Genomic DNA, 24,963 nt, shown 5'->3' on the forward strand with positions numbered 1-24,963 from the left:
ATTATAAACACTTCATCCTTTTTGATCGATATAGAAAGCATCATAGTTATTCCTAACAGGATAACTCACATTTCTTGATCGATTCATTGCTACCTTTTTCAGAGAAATTATATCAGTTAATTTGACATTCAACTCATATACCTGAGAACAAAGAGTCTTCCACTCGTCTAAATCATCAACTTCATCTGAAATATCCTTATGATTTAACTTTTGAAAAAGCGCCTCAATCTTCTCCATATCCCCCATATAAGAACTGACATTAAAACTATTGATATGTTTCTCATATAGACCTTTAACCTGTCTTAAGATTTCCAGCGCTGAATGCTCCATCATTGCCCGGACTCGCTTTTAACAATTTGTAGGGCCTGTTTCCAAGTAGTTACCATACCTTTTGCAAACTCTATAACTTCATCGATTACTTCTAATTCATGACTAACGATAAATTCGTTCACTCTTCTTAAATAGTAATCATATAGCTGGTATAATTGATTAGATAAATCATACTCCATATTGAGGGTAACTATGAGTTCCAAGATAATAGCTCGAGAACGAAACAAATTCTCTCTACATTGATCGAGATCGCTATTCACAAATTGATGTTTAGATAAGTTTAATCTACGATACAACTCCTCATATAAAATAAGAGTAAGCTCACCTGGACTTGCAGTCTCTACCTTTACTTTCTGATATTGAAGTTGATAATTCTGCTTTATCATTGTTATTCTCCTCAATATATAGCTTAATCAATTACCCCATTTGTTGAGATAACCATGAACCTTGGCTGTTTAGTTTCTGAATAGCCTTTTCCATTGCTGTGAACTGTTTATAATAACGTGTTTCTACTCTCTCCAACCTATCATCCATCGATAAAATTTTAGAGTTAAGATCTTTCAAAAGATTACCATAATAACTGTTATCGACTGCTTCACTGTTAGTTCCATTACCTATCTTCTTTGATATCTTTGAACTTTGGTTTTGTAATGTCTGATATATACGATCTGCAAATCCTGTCTGGGCAAAGCGATCTTTAGGATTTGTTTTATCAGCAACAGGTGATTGGGTAAATAAAGTTACTATATCATCAGGATGATCCTTAATCGCTTGTTCTAACTTAGCTTCATCCACTTTCAACTTGCCAAGCTCACTAATCCCACCATCCATAAAGGATTTGAAGTTAATACCCACATCACTTAATGATTTAAAAGCACCTGATGTTTCAAGTCCCTGAGCCAAGGCATTTCGAAGCGAGTAGATAGTCTCTTCTATGATACCATCATTTCTCAACAATCCACTTTTTGCCTTAGACTCCCAGAGTTCGATTTGCTTATCGGTCATTCCTGATTTTTCTTCATCTGTCAAGGGTTTATAGTCTCTAAATAATGATTCCGACGATTTGCTACGGAGTTTATCTATAGTATCATTATAAAGATTTACAAACTCCATTATCGTGTTTTTAACAGCAGAAATATCCTTTGATACATTTACAACAACAGGACTTGAGGATACCCCTTTTAGTGTAAGCGAAACCCCATCAAGGTCCAAGCTATTACTTGCTATGGATACTGATTGTCCATTTACAAGTACTTCTGCATTATCCCCTTTATTTATGACTCCACTTGAAAAGCCTAATACAGCGGTATCACCGGTCAATTTAATTTCGGATTTTTCTCCCATAGTCTCTGATACAAAAGTAATCCTATTATTCTTAGTATCATAACTAGCTCGTACACCTAACCCAGAATTATTGATCTCATTGAGCACTGATTTTACAGTCTTTGATCCTAATTCAATATTCTTATCTGTGGTTCCGTTTGAGACTGTAATTGTCCCATTAGCCAATATTGTTTCATCAAATTTCGTACCGACAGGTAGCTCATCTCCTATTAATGTTGCAGAGGTAGCAAGCTTGTTAACCTGAATACTATAGGATGCTGCTTTGGCACCCGACTTCACTGTAGCACTCACAACCGACTCATTACTTGAAGATGCACCTAATTTAGAGAAATTAGATGAAAATCTAAGTTTATCAGCAGCATTCGTTAACTGAGAAAGTGTTTTATTTACGTTACGATATTCATCCCGTGACCAAATTAATGTTTGTTTCTTCTGGTATAATTTTTGCGCAGGTAATTTTTCTGCTCTCATTAAATCAGTTACAATCTTGTCAATATCCAGACCAGAAGATGCCATCCCGGTTATCCTCATTGGCATTCAAATGCACCTCCTTATATTTTATAATCAGTAAAAATACCCGCAAGCTCACAGAGGTTATATATTAGATCTACTAACTTTTCAGGCGGTATTTCCTTGATTACCTCATGGGTATCTGAATTGATAACCTTAATCATCATTTGATTTGTTCCTTCATGAAAGGAAACTTTTAATTCAGTATTATTATCTTTTAAAGCCTTGTTAGCATTTGTTATTAATTCCTCAAATCCTTTTTCACTCATGCGAATCTGGGTACGATCTTGATGTATTGGTGTAAGCAATGCTACCTTTTCTACTCCTGTTGACACTGGTACTCGATCCTGAATGAAAGAAAGTGCAAAAGCATCATTACCTACTTTCATCATTTAGCTCTCCTTAGGATAAATATAGAAAAACCGGCCGGATTATCCGGCCGGCCTCATACGACTAAAATTATCTAAGCAGTTGCAAGATACCTTGTGGTTGTTGGTTAGCTTGCGCCAACATTGCTGTAGCAGCTTGAGTAAGGATGTTGTTTTTAGTGAAATCGCTCATTTCTTTAGCCATATCTACGTCACGGATACGAGATTCTGCTGCTTGAAGGTTTTCAGCTGTTGTACCCAAATTGTTAACCGTATGTTCCAGACGGTTCTGAACGGCGCCAAGGCCTGAACGAATCTCGGAAACTTCATCGATAGTTTTTTGAACTTTAGTCAAGTTCACTTTCACTTCATCATTCAATTGATCTGCGTCAGTGATCGTTGTAAGATCTTTCAAATCTTTAATTGTCAGATCAGCAACTTGTGCGGATTTCAATGTCAGAGTTATAGTATCACCTTCGTTAGCTCCAACTTGGAACTCCAAGTCTTTAGCATCAACAGCGGTGGTCAACAGTTCTCTACCATTGAATTTAGTTTGAGTAGCGATGCTATCAATTTGTTCAGTTAATTGTCCAATTTCATCTTGGATTTTCTTAGCATCCGAAGTAGTCAATGTTTCATTGGCTGCTTGAGTAAACAGTTCGCCCATACGTTGCAACATGGAATGAGTCTCATTAAGAGCACCTTCTGCCACTTGGATCATAGAAATACCATCCAATGCGTTGCGGCTCGCTTGCTCTAAACCACGAACTTGGTTACGCATTTTTTCCGAAATTGCCAATCCAGCAGCGTCATCAGCAGCACGGTTGATACGGTAACCGGAAGAAAGCTTCTCCAAGTTCTTAGCAGAGCTATTATTGTTGAATGTCAACTGACGCTGAGTGTTGTAAGAACTGATATTGTGGTTAATACGCATGATAAAATTCCTCCTTGGAATGTGTTGGTGATTAGCATCCTTGCTTCACCCTATTTGTGATCGAGACATAGCATGCGGCCGTCACTACCATGCCTTTCGACCCATATTATAGTTATCGGCATGATATTATATTTGTTTATAGCAAACTGTAACTTTTTTTATTATTTTTTCAGAGGTGATCTAATATTTTGTAGAATCGAATGAACATCATCATTAATTTCTATGGCCTCTTTGTTTTGGCGTTGTATCGCATCATAGATTTCTTCTCTGTATATCGTTACATTAGAAGGAGCTTCTAACCCGATTCTGACCTGATCGCCACTTACTTCTATTACAGAAAGTACTATACTATCATTAATAATAATCTTTTGGCCTTTACTTCTCGATAGAATCAACATGCTCACTCTCTCCTTTCACCTTAACTCCTAGTGAGTGTCGAGTGGAATATCTTCCATTATCTAAAACAACCTGAGCTGCCAGATTATTTTGTTCGTTTATTAAGAGCGGAGCCTTAAGGTTACATGTTATATCGTTTACAGATCTTACCGTAACAATGACTTTGACATTGACATCCTGATCATTTTTAATACCTAAAACATCAATCCAATGTGAATCAAGTTGAAATTCATAATCGGAGAAAAACATAAATGGATCTACTACGACAAATGTCAAATCTTCATCATCCATAGATTGAAGATATTCAAACGGTCCTGATTCCTCTTGAATGAGTATATACCTTGATAAGTAAGAGAATCCTAGTATTGGACTTATAAAAGCTATGATTTGTTTCTCATTATCTATTAACTTTATTTCACCAAATCTTTTTGTATTCACAATCATTTTTATTCCTCCTAGTTCAAAAATAGCAATAGCTATAATGAACTTTAGGTTCATTATAGCTATGAAGCACTACACAACTGCGTCAAGTTGCTGTCCTGATACTGACAAAAATATAAAATTCTGACTAATTAAATATGGATTAACCTTACCAGGATAATAATCAATAACCGGTCTATGAACTTCTGGTTGGAATGTCACTCCCCCTGGAATGTAGTTCATATGGATTTGTCCAGGTGTATAGGTAATATCAACATTATCATATCCCGGCTCTCCAGCAATCTCGATTGGCCGTTCTTTAAATGCATTCTGTCTAGCAATATCAGCAAATACTTTGCCATTTTCATGTATAGCCATCATCCGGTCTCCATTTTGTGCTATCTCGGCGATGTTCTGCATAGAAATTTGCAAAGAGGCTTGTGCAATTCGATCTGTAACCTCCTCGAAACGCGCTTTGCCTAATGCAGACCAGGCCTTTCGAGAGTCGATCTCTAGTTTCCCCTTTACACTTTCAATCTCGATTGAAACATGCTTCTGACTCATATTTAATGAAGGTCTTGGTTGTTCTATGCTATGCTGACCTCTTGTCGTTTGCAGACCCAACTTCGAATACCCTTGTTGGATTTGAATCTGAGGAAACTGCATTTATACCTCCCGTCTCATCTTAAAAAATCAAGTAGACTCGGTCGTATTATACGTGCCATTGTATCTAAAGAAGCCTGATATATACTTTCAGAGGTTTTTAGATCAATGATTACTTTCGATATGTCTGCATCCTCTACTTTAGACTGAAGATCCATATAATTTATATTTAGATCTCCAAGCCTGCTTAATGTGAATTCCAAGCGATTTTGTTTACCACCCATCTCTGATTGGGCCGTAATAACTGTCTCCAAATTCTTCTGGAGGGACGGAATAGCCTTCTGAATAGCTGTAGTATCGTCTGCTAACAATGCCTTTTTGAAATTATCTACTACTGCATATATACCAGATGGATCACCATAGGCACCGAATACTTGCTCCCCCAGAGTGTTTACTGACACCGTTATCCCTGCACCAACTTGGTATTTAACCTCACCTTGATCCAAAGTATAGGCTGTTTGAGACGGATCATCCGGAAATGGTTTTTGATCAATTCGATCACCATTAAAAATATACTTCCCCTTAAATTGAGAGTTACCAAGTGAAACAAGTTGCTCATACAGTTCTTCGACTTCTTCAGAAATATTTTTACGAGCATCAGCTGGCACGGTATCAGTCCCACCTTGAACCGCTAGATCAGCTAATCGCTGTATAATTTGCGTTACCTCTGTCATTACCGTATCCCCATACTTAAGCCACGAGTCTGCGTCCTCCGCATTTTGCTCGAACTGCGTTGTTGCAGTAATTTGGCCGCGATACTGGAGGGCACTGGCTACACCCACCGGATCGTCAGAAGGACGGTTAATACGGCGCTGGGTCATCATTTGCTCCTGGTATTTATCCAGTCTGCGATAGTTGCCTTGCAGCCCGCTCATCATGGAACTGGTCATCATCGATTGGGTTATGCGCACAATTTACTCCTCCTATCTACCGACGATGCCGGTACCGTTGATTAATTTATCCAACATTTCATCAATAGTGGTTACAACACGAGATGATGCACTGTAGGCATGTTGGAAGCGGATTAGATCAGACATCTCTTCATCAAGGGATACACTGCTAATCGAAAGACGGAGTGTATCTGCATGCTCAACCAACAACGTGCCATTCTCCACCATCTTGATGGCATTGCTGCTATCCGAACCTAATTTGGAAATGACAGACTGAAGGTACCCTTCAAAGTTCGTCACATCCGTTACCGCACCGTTACTGTTGTTCGGATTGAAACTAAACGTACGCTCAGACAGGCCGGCGATCAGAAGTGCCATGCCGCCATTCCCTTTCAGGACCACCTCGGATGTTGTTCCATCCGGATTCGTTTTCATTTCGGTTCGTAGAGACGCACCGATGTTTTTCAAATCGGATTGGATAGTCTGACTGAGCCTCATATTCCCTGCTGTAATGGGACCTCCATTTGCTGATACAAAGAAGTCACTTCCTGTAGTAGCAGGTTCATTAAGGGTATAGCCAAGCTTATGCAATCCGTTAAGACCGTCTACAGTATGCTTCGTATCCTCAGCAAGTTTACGTGGATTATTCGCATCCATAACCGCATTCGGAATGTTCACGCCTGGCGGAAGTATCGTTCCAGCCGGCAAGGTCACTTCTACTTTGCCTGTAGCCAGTGTGTTGGCCATAATGTTCAGCTGGGTGATATATCCTTGAACATGCACATCCCGAGAGGTCACATAACCAGCGATCTCCCCACCGGTCAATGCGCCGGCAATAGCGTTCGTAATCGGAGTAGAAGTCATATCATCCACCACAACTTGATTGCCGAACGTCACTTGATAGACGTCCCCTGTTTCGGTCACATTCACGTTCCCGAGCAAGGAGAGCTGATCGATGAGCAGGTCCCGCTTATCACGCAGATCATTCGCGTTGTCACCAAGACCCTCAATCCGTTTAATACTCTGGGTTAGCTCTGCAACTTGGTCGATATAGTTGTTAGCTTCAGCAACCTTAGTGTCGATACGAGAAGTCAAGTTATTGCTGAGGGTATCCAATTGGGAGTAAATATGGTTAAACGTCTCCGTCAAAGCGATCGCTTTCTGCTGAACCGCCATACGGGCGGACAAGTCGGTGTCGCTTGGATTCTTGCTCAAAGTCTGCCAAGCCGTCCAGAACTCGGCAATGCTTGCGCTCAAGCTGCTGTCCGAAGGTTCGTTGAAAATTCCCTCAATATTAGAAAGCGTCTCTTGCTGTACGCTCCACGTCGACAAATTAGTATTCTGATTGCGGTATTCGATATCCAATAAAAAGTCCCGTACCCGCTGAATGCTCTCCGCTTCTACGCCCATTCCAAGCTGACCTGCAGCTTGGGATCGCTGCATTCCCGGGAAAGCAATCGGGTTAGCTGCAACCAGGCGGGTAGTCTGTCGAGAGTAACCCGGCGTATTGGCGTTCGTAACGTTATGACCAGCTGTGTTAAGCGCTGCTTGCTGGGCAATCAAGCCCCTCTTTCCGATTTCGAGCAAATGAAATGTGGATCTCATCTACATTATCCTTTCTGCTTATGCCCTGGTATCAAACATGCTTCGGCCCTTGCCGGCAGGATTCTGATGCTTCGGATGTTGATAAAGCAAATCATCCTCCGGACGACTGACTAACAAATTCAAACTGTAATCAATGAACGCTAACGATTGCTCAATTAGCTCTCGGTTAATCGCATTCAGCTCTTTGAGTTCCATAAGCCTGTCCATTAATTGCTGCTGCACATCCTGCAGCTCTGTTTTTTCCTCCGGGTTAAATACAAGACGAGTCATTTCAGTAACCGTCAGCTGAAGCTGGGAGCGGATGCCCTTCTCACGTAAAAAATCATCTGCGGCACCTTGACGCAGCGCTTCCGTTTCCGCCACCTGCTTCAGCAGGCGGTTCTCCTTGGTCATGACCGCTGTAAGACGTTCCACATCATTATCCAGAATGGCTTGCCTTTTATCTTTCCCTGCCTCTATGAGCTGCTGATGCAGCTCATCCTGACGCTTCATATATTCGATTATGGACCTAGCACTCACTTGGACTCACCTGATTTATTGTAGGATTGAAAATACGGGAGCATTTTGTCTGCCAAACGGTCGACTGGCACTTCATAAGTACCATTAGCTACAGATTCCTTCAAACGCTGAATTTTCTCCGCGCGTTCCGGATCCTGTACTTTACTCTGTGCACTCAGTTCCATCGCCTCCGAGGAGATTGATACTTCATCCTTGCGGCGCTTCTTCTTATCGATATGCTGCATCTCCCGAGATTCAATATTCCGTTGATACGAATTGATGCCGTTCACACGTCCCGATTCGTTAATCTTCACGCCCTATTCACCTCACTTAAAATAAAAGACCGATAAGCTTTACTAAGTTTATCGGTCGGATATGAAACATTGTTAATAGTTCAAAAGTTAGTATTTGCGCAGTTTATCGACTGCACTGTAAGTCTCTCTGTCTTTTCTGGACCCAGGCTGATTTTCCTGGTCGCCAGCAGCAGCCTGCCTTAGCTCCCTCGTTAAGCGCGTCCGGCAGGACTCGCACATATTGCTCTCACGAATCAACGTTCCGCATACTTCGCAAGGATACGCCAGGTTTGGCGCGTTCGCAATCGAGATCCGGCCTTCCTTGATAAACTTCGTAATTTGCCGCACAGATACTTCCGTAGCCTCAGATACCTCATGAATCGTTGCACCTTTTTGCTCACGAAGGAAGGTTGCGCATTTCTCATATTCCTTCTCAATAACCTTCATGCAATCAGGACATAATTCCCGAATATTAACCGTATATAACTTGCCGCACCGAGGGCAATTCCCCAGATTCATGTTCAACAACCTCCATGCCACATAGAACCTTTAATACCCCTAGATTACATTATCTTAGACCTTACGTCTATCATTAGGTAACAGAATCCACGCATTTTTCCTATTTTAATCATTTACGAACGAGCCCAGGTTAAACTATAGATCTCGATGGGCATTTCTACAGTGGATTCATATCTCCGCAAAACCTGAGCACAAGCGTTAATCGTACTCCCGGTTGTGTAGATATCATCTACCAATAATATACGGAAAGGTCCTTTGATCCGTGATGTCCCCACTTGAGATCGAGTATGCTCTACGGCCTGCCTGCTTATGGACCACAGTACATCGGGTGCATCCTGCAACGCACCAAAAACACCCTCCATATCCTTTAACCGATCCATCCGGCTCTTGAAACTCTGTTTATCCGTGTGACGTCTACGTTCCAGCAGCCGAACACAAGGCGCCTTTATTCTAAGCGCAAGCCCCTGTGCGAGCACCTCCGCTTGATTGAACCCCCTTTCCTGAAGCCTTTCCTCACTGACCGGAACCGAAGTGACGGCGTGTATACTCCATGGTATGTTGCCAAAATTCCGTGACCCCTTATTGCCCAAATGGATGTTCGCTTCCCGATGGAGCAGCGTGTAGGCCCGTAACATCATTTCTATCAAAAGAGGAGCGTAACGCTCATTCCCCCTATATTTGTATTGGGCCAACCACTCTCTCATCTGCGTATCATAGCTTACCGCACTCCGATTCAAAATAAAGCTCCGCTCGTTCATGCCTGATCGAAAACAGTCCGGACAGCCGATTCCCCGCCCACATCGCCAACATTTAGGTTTCATAATCCAAGGGATATTCCGATAACAGGCACGGCATATTCCCGGAAGTTCCCGGGTGAATGAACCTGTTTTTCCACAAGTGAGGCAGGTTTCGTCAATCGGTTTGAGCAAACGATGCATATGCCCGAGCAAATGGCTAAAGACATTTGGTATCAAATATGCTCCTTCCTTTCTAAGAGAGATAGATAAAGAACACCAATAAACCAGATAAAAAAAGTACACAGCTAACAGCGCGTGCATATCGCCACACCCATTGCCGCGACTGCCGATATATGCCTGGTAGTATTTTTCTCAACTAAATTGGAATTGTTAAAATGATTCCTGATTGAATATTTACTTGTGTCTTAGATAGAAACTCATGTTCCGATGAAACCCAACTACTCAACCCTCTCAAACCTGAGCATCCAATTGAACTGCCAATTCCATTACTACATTTTCCAGCCTTATCACTGTTCCTTCTATCATTCGTTTGTGGCTGTTTCATCTATCAATCGCTTGTGATAGAAGAGTTATATGAAGAATTATGAGGTTCCATGATGTTTCATGAACTATGGGGGTCTGTAAGAGCTATGAGAGTCTATGAGAGCTAACACTAAATATCATGTTTAACTCAACCCCCTAGTCATTCGATAATTCCTGAACTGGCCGTAAATACCCGCCTTTACGTGCGATTCGGTTCATCGCCTTGATTTGCCGGACTGCCGAGCTTTGGCCCCGGGTCCATTGGGACGCAGCAAATACCACCCGTCCTGCCGGATCATCCTTGGATCGACCCGCGCGGCCGGCCATTTGAATCAATGCAGCTTCGTCAAAAAGCTCACTGTCCGCATCTAAAATAAACACGTCACTCTTCGGAACCGTTACCCCACGTTCAAGAATGGTCGTTGTCACAAGTAAGCGAATCTCACGGTTACGAAAGGCCATCACTTTGCTTGCCCGTTCCGGATCGATGGATGAAGTTCCTTCAATCGGCATATTGGCAATGGCCTTGCGAAGCAGCTCCAGAATAGGATCAATATGCTTGATGCGAGAAACAAACAGGAACACTTGAGCACCACGAGAAAGAGATACGCTCAAACTACAGACCAAGAGTGGGGGAAGCTTTTTTTCCTGTAGGCAGCGGTTCAACGTCGAGATTTTCAGCTTTTGCGGCACGGGTAACGGATGACCATGGAAGCGTGCGGGGACTTTGGCATGCGGTAATCGGCCTGCAGCTGCTTCACGCTGTAAAGGCGATGGTGGAGTGGCTGACAGATAGATATACTTCCCTCCTATTTTGCAAGCTCCTTTGGCCGCGTGATCCAGCATCGGATCATTATGATAAGGGAACGCATCAATCTCATCGATCACGACCAGGTCAAAAGCTCCCCTGAAACGCAGAAGCTGATGCGTCGTTGCCAGTGTGATGCTCCCCTGCTTCCATCGGTCCGGACTTCCCCCGTATAACGTGACCACCGTCTGTTCCGGAAAAGCCTTGGACAGGCGTGGTGCCAGTTCCAGCACCACGTCCCGTCTTGGCGCGGCAACCAGCACGCGCCCACCCACATCCAGAATAGACTGCAGCAGCGGAAAGATCATTTCGGTCTTTCCGGCACCGGTCACCGCCCAGATGAGAAACCGGGCGGGCCCCGCGGAGCCCCCTGCGGGCGGCTCCGCCAAAAACCGCAGCGCAGCGCCAGCGGCGGCGCTCTGCGCTGCGCTAAGTCCCCACCGGCCCAAGGCCGCGGTGGGGGAACCCCCGGCCGTGCCCCGCACGGCCGACCCTGCTGCGCCATGCAGCAGCAGGGCACAGGCGCGGCTGCGCCCCATCGCGAGGCAGACCTCGCAATAGGCGCAAGCCGCCGAGCCGCACGCGGCGCATGCCGTGCGGCTTCGGGCCTCGCTGCCGCATCGCCGGCAGCGGAGCGCCACGGCCCGGCGGCGCAGCCAGCCGGGCGCACCCTGCGGGGCAGGCTGTGCCAGCCCCGCTTCCAAACGCAGGCGGCCCAGCAGGACGCCGAGCTGGGCCGCAGAGCGCCAGTCGCCGATGTCCCTGGCGACCTCCGCCAACAAGGCCTCGACCTCGCCGGCAAGCAAGGCTCGTCCTGCCATGCACTGAATCAGCAGCTCCGCCTGCTGATTCAACAAAGCCCAATCCTCAGCCACGTTCCTCTTTTCGATAACGGAATTTACATACGATCCGTCCAACAGCTGAATCTCCGTAAACAAAAGACTCCATTGCGATTTGCTTCCTTCAGGCTCTTGTAGTAAGAACGAACTTAAGCTCTGGTACAAATAATTCTGCCATTCCGATTTCCCCCATTGATCCATGTCTTGGTTGGATCGAAATCTCTCTTGAATGACAACGGCCCATCCTAATGGAACTTGTGTTGATAACAGCACCAATGAGCGTACGCTGGCTTTCTCATCCGTCCATCGTTTCACTCCATACCACCATTGAAAATCCACTCGCATATCCAGCGAGAGACAACACTTCCATTTCTCTGATGTTCGAATGGCATATATGGCAATCTGCATGACATCAACTCCAATATCGAGACATATAAGCTGGTAAAAGGCCAAGTGCTGGCACGTTATTAAGAAGCACATATTTCAAGATTTCATACCTACAGCTCACCATTTTCATGCCGAGACCATTACATTATGAAATAGATCCTTCTCACGCTGCCCGATGTCGAAATCTGTCACCCCCCCAATTTAACTGCCCTATTCCCACTTCTCCTAGTCGGGTACAAGTACCGCTACGAGGGACAGAGCATCACATGGAAACAAGATCGGAGTTGAATGCAAGAGGTTCAGCTATAGACGAAGCAAGAACAAGCACGTTTTGATATTGGATAGCCACTCTTCTCCCCAGAAATGCAAAAAACACACCCTTCGCTTACGCTAGGAGTGTGCTTCACGCCTTTAACAATATGAATACGAACCTGGTAACCAAAACAACTTGCTGATGTTTATCCCTGTACATACGGAATCCGAACAGCCTCCATCGGGTTTCTTAGATCAATCCGTATCACTTCTTCTTCATTCGGACCGGCACCCATTTCCCGTGATGCTGAGTCATCGGACTTCCAAGTCCCATATACCAGTTCGATTCCGGACAAATGAATCAATCTCTGGACAATCTTCAGCGTATCATCGTACGACTGATCATCAAGGACGGTGACACGCACGCGCGTCCCGCTCAGCAGGGCATACCATGAAAGGGCTCTCAAATACCATTCCACCTGCCGCTCATGGTTGGACGTGATCAGCACATAATGCCTGCGCCGCCCCGTGCCTTCACCAGCTCTTCTAAGATGACGGGCATGCACGATATGAATCAGAGCAACAGCAATCCCGTACACCGCGAGTATCCACAGCAATTGGGCAACCATGAGACTCACCTCCTTCTCTTATCAACAATATATGCTGATCGGGAGGGTACGGTGACAGTTATGTAACCAGAGCCCACACAGAACTTAATGGGAACGGCTCAAGCACCATAAGAACAACGCCTATCGCCGTTACTTCAACCCTATAAATCATCATAACAAAAAGGAACCGCCCTTGGCAGTTCCCTCCCTATGTAAGACGCGTCCGTGCATTCGGATCGGCGATTACAACGTCACCCAGCCATATTTGATCGAGTTGATAACCGCTTGTGTACGGTCGTCCACTTCCATCTTCTGCAAAATGCTGCTGACGTGGTTTTTTACAGTTTTTTCACTAATGAACAGGTATTCCCCTATCATCTTGTTGCTCTTGCCTTCGGCCATTAGTCTAAGCACTTCCGCTTCGCGCCTTGTCAATGGGTTATTCTCGCCTGCCACAAACTTGACTCCAGCCTCACGCGAACCGCCCTCAGCCATAGCGCCTGCTTCGTTTACATAAGTCATTCGGCGGAGCTGTTGAATGAGCTTACCCGTAACTTTCGGATGGATAAATGCATATCCCTCATGTACCGAACGAATCGCATTAATCAGTGACTCGGCTTCCATATCCTTCAGGAGGTAACCGTTTGCTCCCTTACGGAGCGTTTCAAAAACATAACTTTCATCGTCATGAATCGACAGAATGATAACTTTGATCTCAGGAAACATTTCACGTAGTTTCTCAGTTGCTTGAACGCCATTTTCGGTGGGCATGTTGATATCCATCAGCACGATATCCGGCTTCACTTCGTTACAGAACTCAAGCACTTGAATTCCATCGCCGCATTCTCCGATAACGTCAATGTCGTCCTCCATATTCAGTATACGCTTCAGACCCTCCCTAAACAGCTGGTGGTCATCCGCTAATAATACTTTAATAATCGCGTTCTCTTTCTCCAAATGTTCCATCCGATTACTCCTTTCTCTTTTCTACGTTCGTCGGGATATGAATCACGATCTTCGTTCCTTGATTCTCAGCTGAATCGATCTCCATTCTCCCTTCGAGCAGCTCAACCCTCTCCCGCATGCCAATTAACCCAAAATGGTCCTTGCTTTTCTGCTCCAGCAAATTGACATTGAATCCCAGGCCATTGTCCTGTACAACGATTTTGACCAATTGCGCCTGGTACGTGATTTCAACAAGCACATAAGTCGGGTAAGCATGTTTTGCAGCATTCGAAAGTGCTTCCTGCACCAACCGGTAGATGGCCGCCTCCATCGCAGAAGAGAGACGATGCTCTTTTCCCCGTGTCTCGAAGATCGTGCGGATTTTCGATTTTTCTTCATAATCATGCACGTATTTACGCAATGTGGGGATTAATCCTAGATCATCGAGTGCCATTGGACGCAGATTGAAAATGACTTTTCGCATTTCCTCCAAGCTCGATCGAACCTGGCCCTTCAAATCTACTATTTCGTCCTGCACCATCTTAAATTCCTGCTTTGCGAGCATTCTTTCTACAATTTCCGTCCTAAGAACCAGATTCGCCAGCAATTGTGCAGGTCCATCATGAATCTCTCTGGAGATGCGCTTCCGTTCCTCTTCCTGCGCCAAAATAATTTTGAGACCGATGACCTGTCTGTTTTTGGCAGATTCGATGATTCGAGATACCTGACCCAGCTCTCCGGACAAGTATTCCAACACCACGCCCATTTGAGATCCGATCGATTCTGCGCGCTCCACCGAGTTCTCGACATTACGAACCCGCTTCTGCAGCTCATCTCGTCTTGCCTTCAGATACATTTCCTTCTCCCGGTAGATCATGAGGTCAAGCTGTAGCTGGGTTGCTTTCTCATACGCTTGCTTGATGTCCTCTTCCTTGTACCGGACAAAATCCCGGCTGACCTCGGTCAGCCGGATCCGGGAACGGCGGTAGTTCAGCTCCAGCTGATCTACCTTCTCTAAGGTTTCCGTCGTTTCTTTTAATGTCCGCTGCAGTTCATGATTGAGAGACGTGAGCTCTTGCCGTGACGCCTCCAATATTTCGAACATTTGGTATTTGCTGTCCTCCATCACTTTGATGGCATTTTTTATGACACGGTCGATGGCATCGGCTTGATAATCCACGCACTCTACTCCATTTCTAACGTTTCATATACATATCATACCATATCACGATTCGATCGTAACGGTCTTCGTGTTCTTGTCCCATTTTACTTTAAGGCCTAATTGCTCGGAAACGAGACGAAGAGGGACCAAAGTCCTACCACCTTGAACCATGGGTGCTACAGCCGCCGAACTGCGCTTACCGTTTAGAATGAATTCCTTCTTGCCGACCGTTAGTTCTATGAGCATGCCGCCTCTCAGGACACCTACCCGCTGAGCAGATTGGTTCCAGGTTGCATGCCCGCCGAACGCGTCGAGCACGTGTTTAATCGGAACGTAGGTCGTTCCATTTTTCAAGATTGGCGCCGAATCAATTGCCACTTTCGAACCATTCAGCATAAGTGATTTTTGCCCAATGGTCATAACAGCTTTACCTGTTGGAAGTCCTTCATTCCCGGATAAAGACGGCATCATGAAGCGGATATCGTCAAAAGATATAGCTCCTGTCAATGCACGCTCGTCCTGGCCTTCTTCCACGTTAACCACATACAACCGCTTCATCTGTGCCGGGAATGCAATGTTGTATCCGCTAAGATCGAGGCTCAGTGTCTTCCAACCGCTCCAATCAATTGCTTTTGCCAAGTCGACGTATACGGTTTTTCCATTATTGTCTTGGAGTTCAGCCCGCAGCCAGTTCAGGCTGTTATCTCCCTCCACATCAATGGTCATGGCCGTAGCCTGTGCAGGAATCACTTTGCCAGTTGTGCCATTCAACTCGGCGTAAGCGTACATTTTTTGCCCTAATCCGCCTGTCATATCATAGCTCAAGTTCAAGACTTTGGACGATGCCTTTGCTCCGCTGCCATTTTTGATCGCTGCAGTCCCGGTAACTGTCGGCACATTGGTCGTGAACTTCACCGGGTAATTCACATTCTCGAAGTTCTCCCACGTGCTTTCGCCCGCTGCCGACAAAATAACGACCGTGCTAAAGCCGTCATAGCGTGCGATGGCATAACCGACTTTTGTATTGCTGTTCACGGAGGATACGGTCAGGCGGCCGTCTTTGACGCTGCCTTTAAATCCGATAAACTCCCATTTCAGCGCGCTGCTCGGAACCTCCAAGCTCTGGCCGTTGCTTGTTACCGCCGTCACCGGCACGGAAACACTCGTTCCAGCCTGCAGCGGTGCGCTTGATACGCCTGTAGTCAACGCAACAAGATCATCAGCGCCCAGCACCTTGACTTGCATCGTAGCTTTCGTGCTGCCGCTTACTGCTGTCAGTGTCGATGTACCCGGCTTCGTCGCTTTAATGTTTTGTCCGTTGACCGCTAGATTGCCGTTGCTGGACTTCCAAGTTGGTTTAATCGAACCTGCTTCAATTGGATTATAGTAGGTATCATAGCCTTTTAGTTCATACGTGCCCATTTGACCGATCAGGAGCGTGTTGCTGCCACTTACTTTTAAACCCTTCAAGCTGCCCTGAGGTGCTGTGGAGAACACGCCAAGTGAGTTAACGATGCTGCGCTGCGTGGTGCCGTATTCCGTGTTAAAGGTCAACTGGGTATTCATCTCAGCTAGTGGACGGTTTACCATCGTTGTCGATCCGCCGCCGTCGAGGTTCATACCCTTCCATACTCCAACCTTCGTCATGAAATCCTGAAGCTGCTGCAGCGTCATGCCTTTACTGTTATCATTGCTCTCCGTAGCAATCAGGTAGGCGTATCGTCCGTCTTTGGAGTAACCTACGGCTGTACGTGCCCTGCTCCCTCCAATCGAATTCACGTTTCGAGAGAATGATGTTGCCTTGCCGTTATCCACCAGAATCGTATGGCCGCCAATCATCATTTGGAGTGTAGACGGGTCCAGTTCTTTACCTGATTTTTTGGACACCAGAGCATAATTCGCTTCCAGCTTTTGACCGACAGCCAGATTTTTTTTCACGAACTCTGCCGCAGCCCCATGGGTTCGCAAAATGTAGCTTCCCTCCGGTATCGCTGTTGGCAATCCTGCCATTACTGAAATATCGGTTATGACCCCATCCGTTACCATAACCTCCGTTGGTGTTGTCGAGCTGTTCTTAGGACGCTCAACAGCCTTCCATGCGCTTGTGTAGATATAAGCTGTATTGGCATGGCTATACGTTGATCCGGTGCCTTCTGGCGCATAGGATGTTTTGTTCATACCCGCGAGCGGGAATGAGGCTCCATTCTCAGCTGTAATACTCCCCGAGAATGCAAACTCATCCAGAATTGGCGTTCCATTGTTCGTTACTCCAAAAGCATACATGCCTTTCAGATCCGAAGGCGTTGACATCAACAGACCATTTGATACTTGAGCACCCATCGGAGCCCCTTCGCTGCCGGTATTAAAAAAGTCACCGTTAATAGCAGCTACCGCGCCGTTCTCCTTAGCCATTCCGCCCGTGCTTTGTCTCGTTGTAAATTTATTCCCTTGGCCTGTCATGACATCCAGCTTCACATATTTGTTGTTCAGATCCACCCGAACGACATTCGCCAGCGATTTTGCGCCTGTACTGTTGATATACTGATACTTCATCAAAACCGCACCGGAAGTAATGATTTCCTCGCCAAGCTTCTTAGCCGATGTTGATGCCGCATAAGCTACCGAGGATGTTGATAGATTCCCTATCACTGGTATTCCGCTGCTCAGCACAGGACCCACCCAGATGACTCCTGCCAATGTAATAATCAACCATTTCTTGCCTACACCTGATGTTGTAGACTTCAGTGTTTTCCCCTGACTAACCATGTAATCGTAACTCTCCCATCTATCGTTCAACACGGATGCCGAACATATAAAGTCTCTAATTAATAGACTTCATTTTTGCGGAAAAGTTACGAATTTGTTATAAAAAAACACTTTCGCGTATCGTACAACAAGTCTTGTAAAATTTATAGCGGAATTTTTTAGGAGTCTATGTAAATCAATCCTATGTTACTATATTTTCATGTAAAAGTAACTAGTTTGTCATAAAGTTTATTCCTCGTTTTCCATTTATTCATTAAAAAAAGCTGATAACCATAGTGGGTATCAACTTTTTAATTATTTCATTTTTGTCATATTTCCATATCCAACTGAGTTGAATCTCTACTCACTATGAGAATTAAGAAGCAGAAAAAAGGCATGTGCCGATTTTTTTCAGAAGAAAAATTAAATCAGCACATGCCTAAACTTTATATCTGGAACATATCTTAAGATTACCTTAGTTTACGCCAGCTTGTTCTTTCAGTGCTTCCACTTTGTCTACGCGTTCCCAAGGCAAATCCAGATCTGTACGTCCAAAGTGTCCGTAAGCAGCGGTTTGCTTGTAGATCGGACGACGAAGATCCAGCATGCGGATGATTCCAGCCGGACGCAGGTCGAAGTTGTTACGCACAAGCTCAACCAGCTTCTCTTCGCTCACTTTACCAGTTCCGTAAGTATCAACACTAATCGACACTGGGTTAGCGACACCGATAGCGTAAGCCAATTGAATTTCACACTTGTCCGCAAGTCCTGCGGCAACCAGGTTTTTAGCCACGTAGCGAGCCGCGTAAGCAGCGGAACGGTCAACCTTTGTAGGATCCTTACCGGAAAATGCACCGCCACCATGACGAGCGTAGCCGCCATAGGTGTCCACGATGATTTTTCGCCCTGTCAGACCAGCGTCCCCTTGAGGGCCGCCGATAACAAAACGTCCGGTAGGGTTAATGAAATATTTAGTTTCTGCGTCCAGCAATTCAGCTGGCACGACAGGAAGAATGACTTGTTGTTTAATATCCTTCTGGATTTGCTCCAGCGTTGCTTCTTCGGCATGTTGAGTTGATACCACGATCGTATCCACACGGACCGGTGTATTGCCGTCATACTCAACCGTTACCTGGGTTTTACCGTCCGGACGCAGGTAATCCAGCGTACCGTCTTTACGAACCTCGGACAAACGACGAGCGATACGGTGAGACAATGCAATCGGAAGAGGCATCAATTCTGGCGTCTCGTTGGTTGCAAAACCAAACATCAGACCTTGGTCACCAGCACCGATGTTCTCGGTTTCCTTGTCCATTTGGGAAGGATCACGATTCTCCAGTGCAGCGTTTACCCCCTGTGCAATATCGGCAGATTGCTCATTCAGCGATGTTAACACCGCGCATGTATTGTAATCAAAACCGTATTTTGCACGGGTATACCCGATTTCCTTCACAGTATTGCGTACAATGGATGGAATATCCACGTATTCAGATTTAGTGCTAATTTCACCAATGACCAAAACAAGACCAGTCGCAACGGAAACTTCACAAGCTACGCGTGCGTTCGGATCGTTAGCCAAAAAAGCATCGAGTACCGCATCAGAAATCTGGTCACAGATTTTATCCGGATGTCCTTCAGTTACGGACTCAGATGTAAATAAACGTCGCCCTGTTAAAGACATGAGATCAACCTCCCATATGAATAGTATGTGATACATCAAGAGGTCCTACACAAAAAATGAACCTTTTCCGACAGGAAAAGGTTTGAAATGTACAATCCTCAACATGCATATTAACTTATTTGTTACTAGGTGTCAATCCAGTAAGTAAGCTGCTTTCCAAGGATTTTCTTGGGTTTTTCAATCGGATGTTAGTCAAGGATAAGTTCCGCTTTTAACTGAAAAACAACTACAATTTACCGAAGAGGCTTTGTTCAGCGTTTCGAACCAAACGTTTAGTGATCTCTCCACCAACCGATCCATTCTCACGGGATGTTAGATGCCCCCACCCAGGACGACGGCTGGAAGATCCACCACCGATGACTCCTAACTCAGAGCCAAATTCCGTATCGGCTCCATTGGAACCGCTACCATATCCCACGGGTAATCCAAACTCTGCTGCAATTTCGTATTTCATTTGCTTCAGCATTTCACGACTCTCCGGTACCACTTGACGGTTACGACTGCTGCGTGCCATGAAAATACACCTCCTGTATTTGTTTTTACAGAAGTATTATTTGTTGATTTCAAAGCACTCACACGTATAAAACGTTGTCACTACTGGCAATAATTATAAGAGGATTATACAGGACAGATGTTAATGTCTCTCGGTAGGATGGAGCAAGTATGGCAGGAGCCAAACGCATCCTAGTGCTTCCTACTTAATAGTGTAACCGCCACGTACCATGACAATCAGATTGCTCGTCTGCCCTTCTTTCACCTGTATGCCGCGACCTTCACGCGGGAAGGAAAGCAGATGGTTCTTAGGCGCCGTTTCACCATTTAACAAGTCTTTGCCATCGGTTAGGTCTGCAACGCCGCTAGCGACTTCTGTGTAGATCACAGCATTACCTGAACGCACAATGAACTCCGTTCCTGCATCGGCAATCAGAATCTTACCTGGTTTCAGCGCAACGTTCTTAACTTCATCAGCACCTTGGGATGGTTGAGTTGGATTTGTAGGATTTGTTGGGTTAGTAGACCCTCCACCACCGCCATTCAGCGCTTGCTGAATTTGCTGGTCAACGTAACTCTTGGTGACGACCGGGTCGTCAGTGGTACCGGGGGTGGTGCCAGCGCCTGTTACGGTGTTGTTGTAGGTAGCGCCGATCCATATGCCGGCTCCAATCGTCAGTGCCGCCAAGCCGACCTTTAAATAAGATTTCATGTAATCTGTTCCTCCTAAGTTATCTATTCTATTTAACTATAAATAAAACACCCGAACTGAACAACCCTACTATAGGTAAGGCTAAGGATTGTTTTCTTTGGAAAATTAAAAAACACACCGGAGAACATAATGTTCCCCGGTGTGTCAAAGCTTAGATGCTAAGCTTTATTTTAGCTAGTCGATTTTAGTACTGAATAGTACCTTTCAAATCAACAGTATTACTATTTTCTTTCAGAACAACACTAGCAGTCAGCTCTCCACCATTAATGGTAGCTTCCTTAGGAACTACTACTGTGAAGGAATTTCCGTCAGCAGCCAATTCTGCAGTATAAGAAGCTGTTCCTTTATTAGTAGCAATCGAAACTTTACCATTAACGATGTTATTTAGAGTCTTACCGACTTTAACAGTCAGTGTAGAAGTTGCTTCATTATATGTTGTTTCTGTAACGTTTACTGGTTGAACAGCTGGTGCAGATGGTGCAGCTACTGTAAACTCATCAGATTCAAGGGCTTTAGTAGTTGAATCTTTAGCTACAATGTACTGAGCATCCTTACGGACTTTTACAGAAATTGGAGGATTTTCTTGAATCAGTTTAGGATCAGTAAGTGTGATTACCACGCTGCCCTCAGTATCATTAGCATAACTAGTTGTATAGCTAGTCACAGGAATGATTGGGTTGTTATCCTTTGAAAGATCTCTAAGAATGAAGTCATTTTTCAAATCTCCAACGTTAGGAGTTACAGAGTCAACATAAGTTGTAAATGTAACTGTAAACGAGGTACCCACTCTATTCGAAACTTTGCTCACTTTAGGAGCAACAACATTTTTAACTGTCATTACAGCATTGCCAGACAAGTTAAGCTTGTTGTTAGAATAAGTTTGGATGGAGTTGTTAGCAAACACGGTGATTGTTGCTCCAGTGTACTCGTTGCTTGTTTTCAATGTTACTTTGTTTCCATCTACTTTTACTTCTGATGGGTAGGAACCATTGACAGTGAAATCACTAACTGAAGCATGAGCAATTACATTAGTGAATTCAAGTTCAAAAGTCTTAGCATCCTTTTGTTTTGCTCCAGTCCAAGTCAGCTGGTTGTTAGCTTGAAGCAATGGTTCGTTAATCCAAGCTACGTTTTGACCAGTTTTGGATTTAAGACCAGATGCCAACACTTTTTTAACAGTACCATTCTCACCAAATGTCACTCTAGTTCCGTTAATGAACTCTGGGAACTGAAGAACAACCGATTTACCATCGTTTACTGCAGAAGGTACAACTTCAGTTGGCAAAGCGATCTGTTGTACATCGCCACCGTTCTTTTGGAACTCGATGTAGTAGTTAGCTTTGGTCTGGATAGAGTTAACGTCCATTTCTTTGCCAAAGTGCAAAGCAAGCTTACGGGTTGCGTCATTCCAGTCATAGTTAGAGAACTTAGTCAAATTAGCATTATCAGCCGCTACAAATGTACCATCGTACTCAACCATAGTGTTTTGCAATGCTGTTCTGTCTTTTACATCTTTAACCTTCAGGTCGTAAGTACCTTCAAGAGTACTGAAGAAGCTAACGTAGAAGATTTTGTTCGATGCATCAGCAGCAACTACAGTATTCACAGGAATAACGTCGCTACCTTTTTTAACAGTGAAGTACTTTTTGTCAGCAGCATCTACTGCTTTGTCAAAACGAACTGTCAGCGTATCTTTTCTGTCAACGCCAAATGTAGTTTCAAGTACACGTGGTTGTACCAGATCAATACTTGCTGTAACTTTATGTTCTTTCACCGGGTTCGCGTTACCAGAGTAGTCCTTAACTTCAATGAAGAGGTTTGTTTCGTATCCTGGCAGACGATTTGCAGTAAAGTCAACTTCATAAACGTTTGATTCGATTTGAGTCGCTTTACCTTTTTTCTTGCTGTCGCCAGACTTCCAGTAGAAGCTATCTTCCGTTACGGAAGCCGGGTCGATTTCTTCATCGAAAGTTACAGTTACTTTTTCCAAAGTAGCGGAAATTTCAGTAACTTTTGGACCTTCAGTATCTACAGCAACCGTGAATTCTTTGGTGTCAGCCAAAGATTTCAATCCTGCATAGTCTTCAACCAGGGAAGTTGTCAGCTTATGAGCGCCAACAGAGATTCCACCTGTGTAGTCTCTAAGGATAACTTCTCTTTGGTTAGGGCCTTGTGTTACAGTTCCACTAAACATTTTGTCATCCAGTTGGAAGTTGCTGCTGGATGGAGCGATAACAGGCTCGGAGAAAGTCACCTTGATAACTTTAGTTCCGAGAGCTTTTACTTCAGTTACTGTTGGCAGCGTGTTGTCGGACGATGTGAAAGACACTTCACCTTGTGGGAGTGTAGAGCCTTGGTCGCCTTTAACATTCTTCACAACAATCTTGTATGTTGTTCCTTGTACGAATTTGCTGGATTCGTTCAACAAGATACGTGCAGTTTTGCCACCTTCCAATACGGTAATGGATTTGATTCCTTTAGAGTTGGAATCGATGACATAGTTGTTTTTGTCAGTAGCAGATGCTTTGTCTACTTTACCGTCAAATACAACCTCAACCTCTTTCAGGTTAGTGGAGCTTGCGGACTCAACTTTAGTAGCAGATGTTACAACCCAAGTCACGTTCTCAGTGTACTCGTAGTTGTTATGTTTGAACTTCACTTCAGTAGCTGTGTTAGCTTTCAGTGGAGTTTCCAGTTCAACTTTCACTTCTTCGTTGTTAGCAAGCTTGAAAGTCACAACTTTGCCACTCTCAGTTACATCATAAGAAACCACTTTTGGTTTTTGTTGAGTCAGGTAGATGGTATAAGCAACTTCAACCAATTGGGAACGGGAAGCGTTAGCTTTAGGGTTCGTTTTAGCATCTACCAAACCAGCGTTGATTGCTGCTTGAACATAACCTTTAGCCCAGTCAGAAGCGTTGTTGTTCGTTTCTGTTGGAACTTCAAGCTTTTGAGCAGTAACGAGAACCTTCGCCATTTCTTGAACGGTGATTTTACCGTTGAAGTCGAAGATCATTTTCGTCAAGTTCTTACCTTCCATGATACCTGCAGAGTATACTGCTTCTACATAAGGAGCTGGCCATTTGTCAGCTTTGTAGTTTTTGTCTTTGAAAGACGCTTTGCCTTGGATTGGCTCAAGACCCATGATGCCTACCAAAACTTTCGCGAACTCACCGCGAGTCATTTCTTTGTCAAGACCAGCAGTTCCATCTGGATAACCATCGAAGATCCCTTTTTCTTTCAGTACATCAAATTTCTGTTGTGTGCTAAGCGCATCGTCACCGAATGCAACAGAAGCAAACATAGAGAATGCCATTGCTGTAGACAGTGCTACGGATAAAATTTTCTTCATAACCTTTTTTTCTCCTCCTTGAATCATCACTTGATTGTTTTCTTTAATTTGGTAGCTCTTATCACTCATTGTCCTGCACCTCCTTTCCCGAGTTGAGCATAAATCATAAATGATGTCTGTGACGATATCACAGAATCTTGTTAACGAGAGAACACTACAAACTAGAATAGATTCCTAATCCTACCTAGGTATTATACAACGAGTCCCAACCTCCGTAAAGAACATTTTTCTAATTAATAGACAAGTTTCTTGTTTCGGATAATCCTGGGTTCCTCATTGGGTTCTACATTATAAACGTTTGATTTCTCAAAAAGTTGCGGTTGTTGCAAAGTTTTTTTAAAAATATTTTCAAAATCATATTCGATTCGGATAACATTAGGTCAATTACATAATACGACAACAAAAAAAGACGCCCTCTGGGCGCCCCTTGTAGAATCCTAGCGAATCTTCATAGCAAGCTGAATAATTCGTGCACGCATCTCTGGATTGCTATGCAGCGTTTCGTACATCAGATCAATTTCCGCTTTATTCGTACGATATGTTTTGTCATGTTTTATTGTTGTATGAGACCACTGGATCAAGGCATTCTCTGCCGCTGTCATTTCGTTAAATGAATCATGAAAGCCTGTCTCAACAACGAGTCCCTCCATGACTTCCTGAGTTATCTCATCATGAGCGGCACGAGCCAGCTCAATCTTCTTCTCCATCACTTTGGCTTTTTCCTCGAACTTGGTCTTTGCCTTCATGTAGTCGAGCTGCGCTTTTGATAATATCGGCTTCATAAACTCATCTTCACCCTCTAAAAATAGTATGTGCTTCCGCTATTGTAGCGTATTCTACATGAAATTACAAAACATTAGATATTGGTAACCGGTTTCTTGGTCCATAATATCATCCTTAAGATCTTGTTAATTATGTTATATATAACCT

The 24,963-nt window shown here is 44.4% G+C and carries 24 protein-coding genes; all 24 read right to left on the bottom strand.

What is annotated here, in order from left to right; translation table 11 throughout:
* Positions 1-12: 12 nt before the first annotated feature.
* Positions 13-333 carry a hypothetical protein gene (locus AB4124_RS12540; RefSeq protein ID WP_441973076.1) on the bottom strand — a complete coding sequence of 107 codons (321 nt, stop codon included), beginning with the start codon at positions 331-333 and terminating at the stop codon, positions 13-15.
* Positions 330-716: a flagellar export chaperone FliS gene (gene fliS, locus AB4124_RS12545; RefSeq protein WP_441973077.1), complete on the bottom strand. Its 387-nt coding sequence runs from the start codon at positions 714-716 to the stop codon at positions 330-332. The genes AB4124_RS12540 and fliS overlap by 4 nt, the downstream gene beginning before the upstream one ends.
* 31 nt (positions 717-747) lie before the next feature.
* Positions 748-2,211, bottom strand: a complete 1,464-nt coding sequence (gene fliD / locus AB4124_RS12550; RefSeq protein WP_441973078.1) for a flagellar filament capping protein FliD — start codon at positions 2,209-2,211, stop codon at positions 748-750.
* Between the two features lie 14 nt (positions 2,212-2,225).
* Entirely contained in the window at positions 2,226-2,576 is a 351-nt protein-coding gene (locus AB4124_RS12555; protein WP_441973079.1) for a flagellar protein FlaG, read from the bottom strand.
* A 67-nt stretch (positions 2,577-2,643) separates the two neighbouring features.
* The gene (locus AB4124_RS12560) at positions 2,644-3,486 is read right to left on the bottom strand and encodes a flagellin N-terminal helical domain-containing protein (RefSeq protein ID WP_441973080.1); all 843 of its coding nucleotides are present in this window, start codon (positions 3,484-3,486) and stop codon (positions 2,644-2,646) included.
* A gap of 161 nt (positions 3,487-3,647) precedes the next feature.
* Positions 3,648-3,884: a carbon storage regulator CsrA gene (gene csrA, locus AB4124_RS12565; protein WP_441973081.1), complete on the bottom strand. Its 237-nt coding sequence runs from the start codon at positions 3,882-3,884 to the stop codon at positions 3,648-3,650.
* Positions 3,862-4,326, bottom strand: coding sequence for a flagellar assembly protein FliW (gene fliW, locus AB4124_RS12570; RefSeq protein ID WP_441973082.1), 465 nt, complete (start codon positions 4,324-4,326; stop codon positions 3,862-3,864). The genes csrA and fliW overlap by 23 nt, the downstream gene beginning before the upstream one ends.
* Positions 4,327-4,395: 69 nt before the next feature.
* A complete protein-coding gene (locus AB4124_RS12575) occupies positions 4,396-4,968 on the bottom strand; it encodes a DUF6470 family protein (protein WP_441973083.1) in 573 nt (190 codons plus the stop codon).
* 14 nt (positions 4,969-4,982) lie between these two features.
* Complete coding sequence (gene flgL / locus AB4124_RS12580; RefSeq protein WP_441973084.1) at positions 4,983-5,876, bottom strand: flagellar hook-associated protein FlgL; 894 nt, start codon at positions 5,874-5,876, stop codon at positions 4,983-4,985.
* Positions 5,877-5,888: 12 nt separating this feature from the next.
* Complete coding sequence (gene flgK / locus AB4124_RS12585) at positions 5,889-7,460, bottom strand: flagellar hook-associated protein FlgK (RefSeq protein WP_441973085.1); 1,572 nt, start codon at positions 7,458-7,460, stop codon at positions 5,889-5,891.
* 18 nt (positions 7,461-7,478) lie between these two features.
* Positions 7,479-7,979: a flagellar protein FlgN gene (locus AB4124_RS12590; RefSeq protein ID WP_260069447.1), complete on the bottom strand. Its 501-nt coding sequence runs from the start codon at positions 7,977-7,979 to the stop codon at positions 7,479-7,481.
* Positions 7,976-8,272: a flagellar biosynthesis anti-sigma factor FlgM gene (flgM, locus tag AB4124_RS12595; protein WP_441973086.1), complete on the bottom strand. Its 297-nt coding sequence runs from the start codon at positions 8,270-8,272 to the stop codon at positions 7,976-7,978. The genes AB4124_RS12590 and flgM overlap by 4 nt, the downstream gene beginning before the upstream one ends.
* Positions 8,273-8,359: 87 nt before the next feature.
* Positions 8,360-8,770: a TIGR03826 family flagellar region protein gene (locus AB4124_RS12600; RefSeq protein ID WP_339268476.1), complete on the bottom strand. Its 411-nt coding sequence runs from the start codon at positions 8,768-8,770 to the stop codon at positions 8,360-8,362.
* Between the two features lie 113 nt (positions 8,771-8,883).
* A complete protein-coding gene (locus tag AB4124_RS12605) occupies positions 8,884-9,507 on the bottom strand; it encodes a ComF family protein (RefSeq protein WP_441973087.1) in 624 nt (207 codons plus the stop codon).
* A gap of 699 nt (positions 9,508-10,206) precedes the next feature.
* Positions 10,207-12,105 (bottom strand): helicase-related protein, encoded by a 1,899-nt coding sequence (locus AB4124_RS12610; RefSeq protein ID WP_441973088.1) that lies wholly within the window; start codon positions 12,103-12,105, stop codon positions 10,207-10,209.
* Positions 12,106-12,542: 437 nt separating this feature from the next.
* Positions 12,543-12,965 (bottom strand): hypothetical protein, encoded by a 423-nt coding sequence (locus tag AB4124_RS12615; protein WP_076324007.1) that lies wholly within the window; start codon positions 12,963-12,965, stop codon positions 12,543-12,545.
* Positions 12,966-13,187: 222 nt separating this feature from the next.
* A complete protein-coding gene (locus AB4124_RS12620) occupies positions 13,188-13,910 on the bottom strand; it encodes a response regulator (RefSeq protein ID WP_076324006.1) in 723 nt (240 codons plus the stop codon).
* Positions 13,911-13,914: 4 nt separating this feature from the next.
* Complete coding sequence (locus AB4124_RS12625; RefSeq protein ID WP_441973089.1) at positions 13,915-15,069, bottom strand: sensor histidine kinase; 1,155 nt, start codon at positions 15,067-15,069, stop codon at positions 13,915-13,917.
* 45 nt (positions 15,070-15,114) lie between these two features.
* Complete coding sequence (locus AB4124_RS12630) at positions 15,115-17,817, bottom strand: stalk domain-containing protein (protein ID WP_441973090.1); 2,703 nt, start codon at positions 17,815-17,817, stop codon at positions 15,115-15,117.
* A gap of 454 nt (positions 17,818-18,271) precedes the next feature.
* Positions 18,272-19,477 carry a methionine adenosyltransferase gene (gene metK / locus AB4124_RS12635; protein ID WP_441973091.1) on the bottom strand — a complete coding sequence of 402 codons (1,206 nt, stop codon included), beginning with the start codon at positions 19,475-19,477 and terminating at the stop codon, positions 18,272-18,274.
* A gap of 226 nt (positions 19,478-19,703) precedes the next feature.
* The gene (locus AB4124_RS12640) at positions 19,704-19,991 is read right to left on the bottom strand and encodes an alpha/beta-type small acid-soluble spore protein (RefSeq protein ID WP_076324002.1); all 288 of its coding nucleotides are present in this window, start codon (positions 19,989-19,991) and stop codon (positions 19,704-19,706) included.
* 180 nt (positions 19,992-20,171) lie between these two features.
* Complete coding sequence (locus tag AB4124_RS12645; protein ID WP_441973092.1) at positions 20,172-20,681, bottom strand: hypothetical protein; 510 nt, start codon at positions 20,679-20,681, stop codon at positions 20,172-20,174.
* Positions 20,682-20,865: 184 nt separating this feature from the next.
* On the bottom strand, positions 20,866-24,102 hold the full coding sequence (locus tag AB4124_RS12650) for an S-layer protein (RefSeq protein ID WP_441973093.1): 3,237 nt from the start codon (positions 24,100-24,102) through the stop codon (positions 20,866-20,868).
* A 368-nt stretch (positions 24,103-24,470) separates the two neighbouring features.
* Positions 24,471-24,815, bottom strand: a complete 345-nt coding sequence (locus AB4124_RS12655; protein ID WP_071219815.1) for a hypothetical protein — start codon at positions 24,813-24,815, stop codon at positions 24,471-24,473.
* Between the last annotated feature and the right edge of the window lie 148 nt (positions 24,816-24,963).

Source organism: Paenibacillus sp. 2KB_20, from assembly GCF_052115765.1.
GTDB lineage: Bacteria > Bacillota > Bacilli > Paenibacillales > Paenibacillaceae > Paenibacillus_AQ.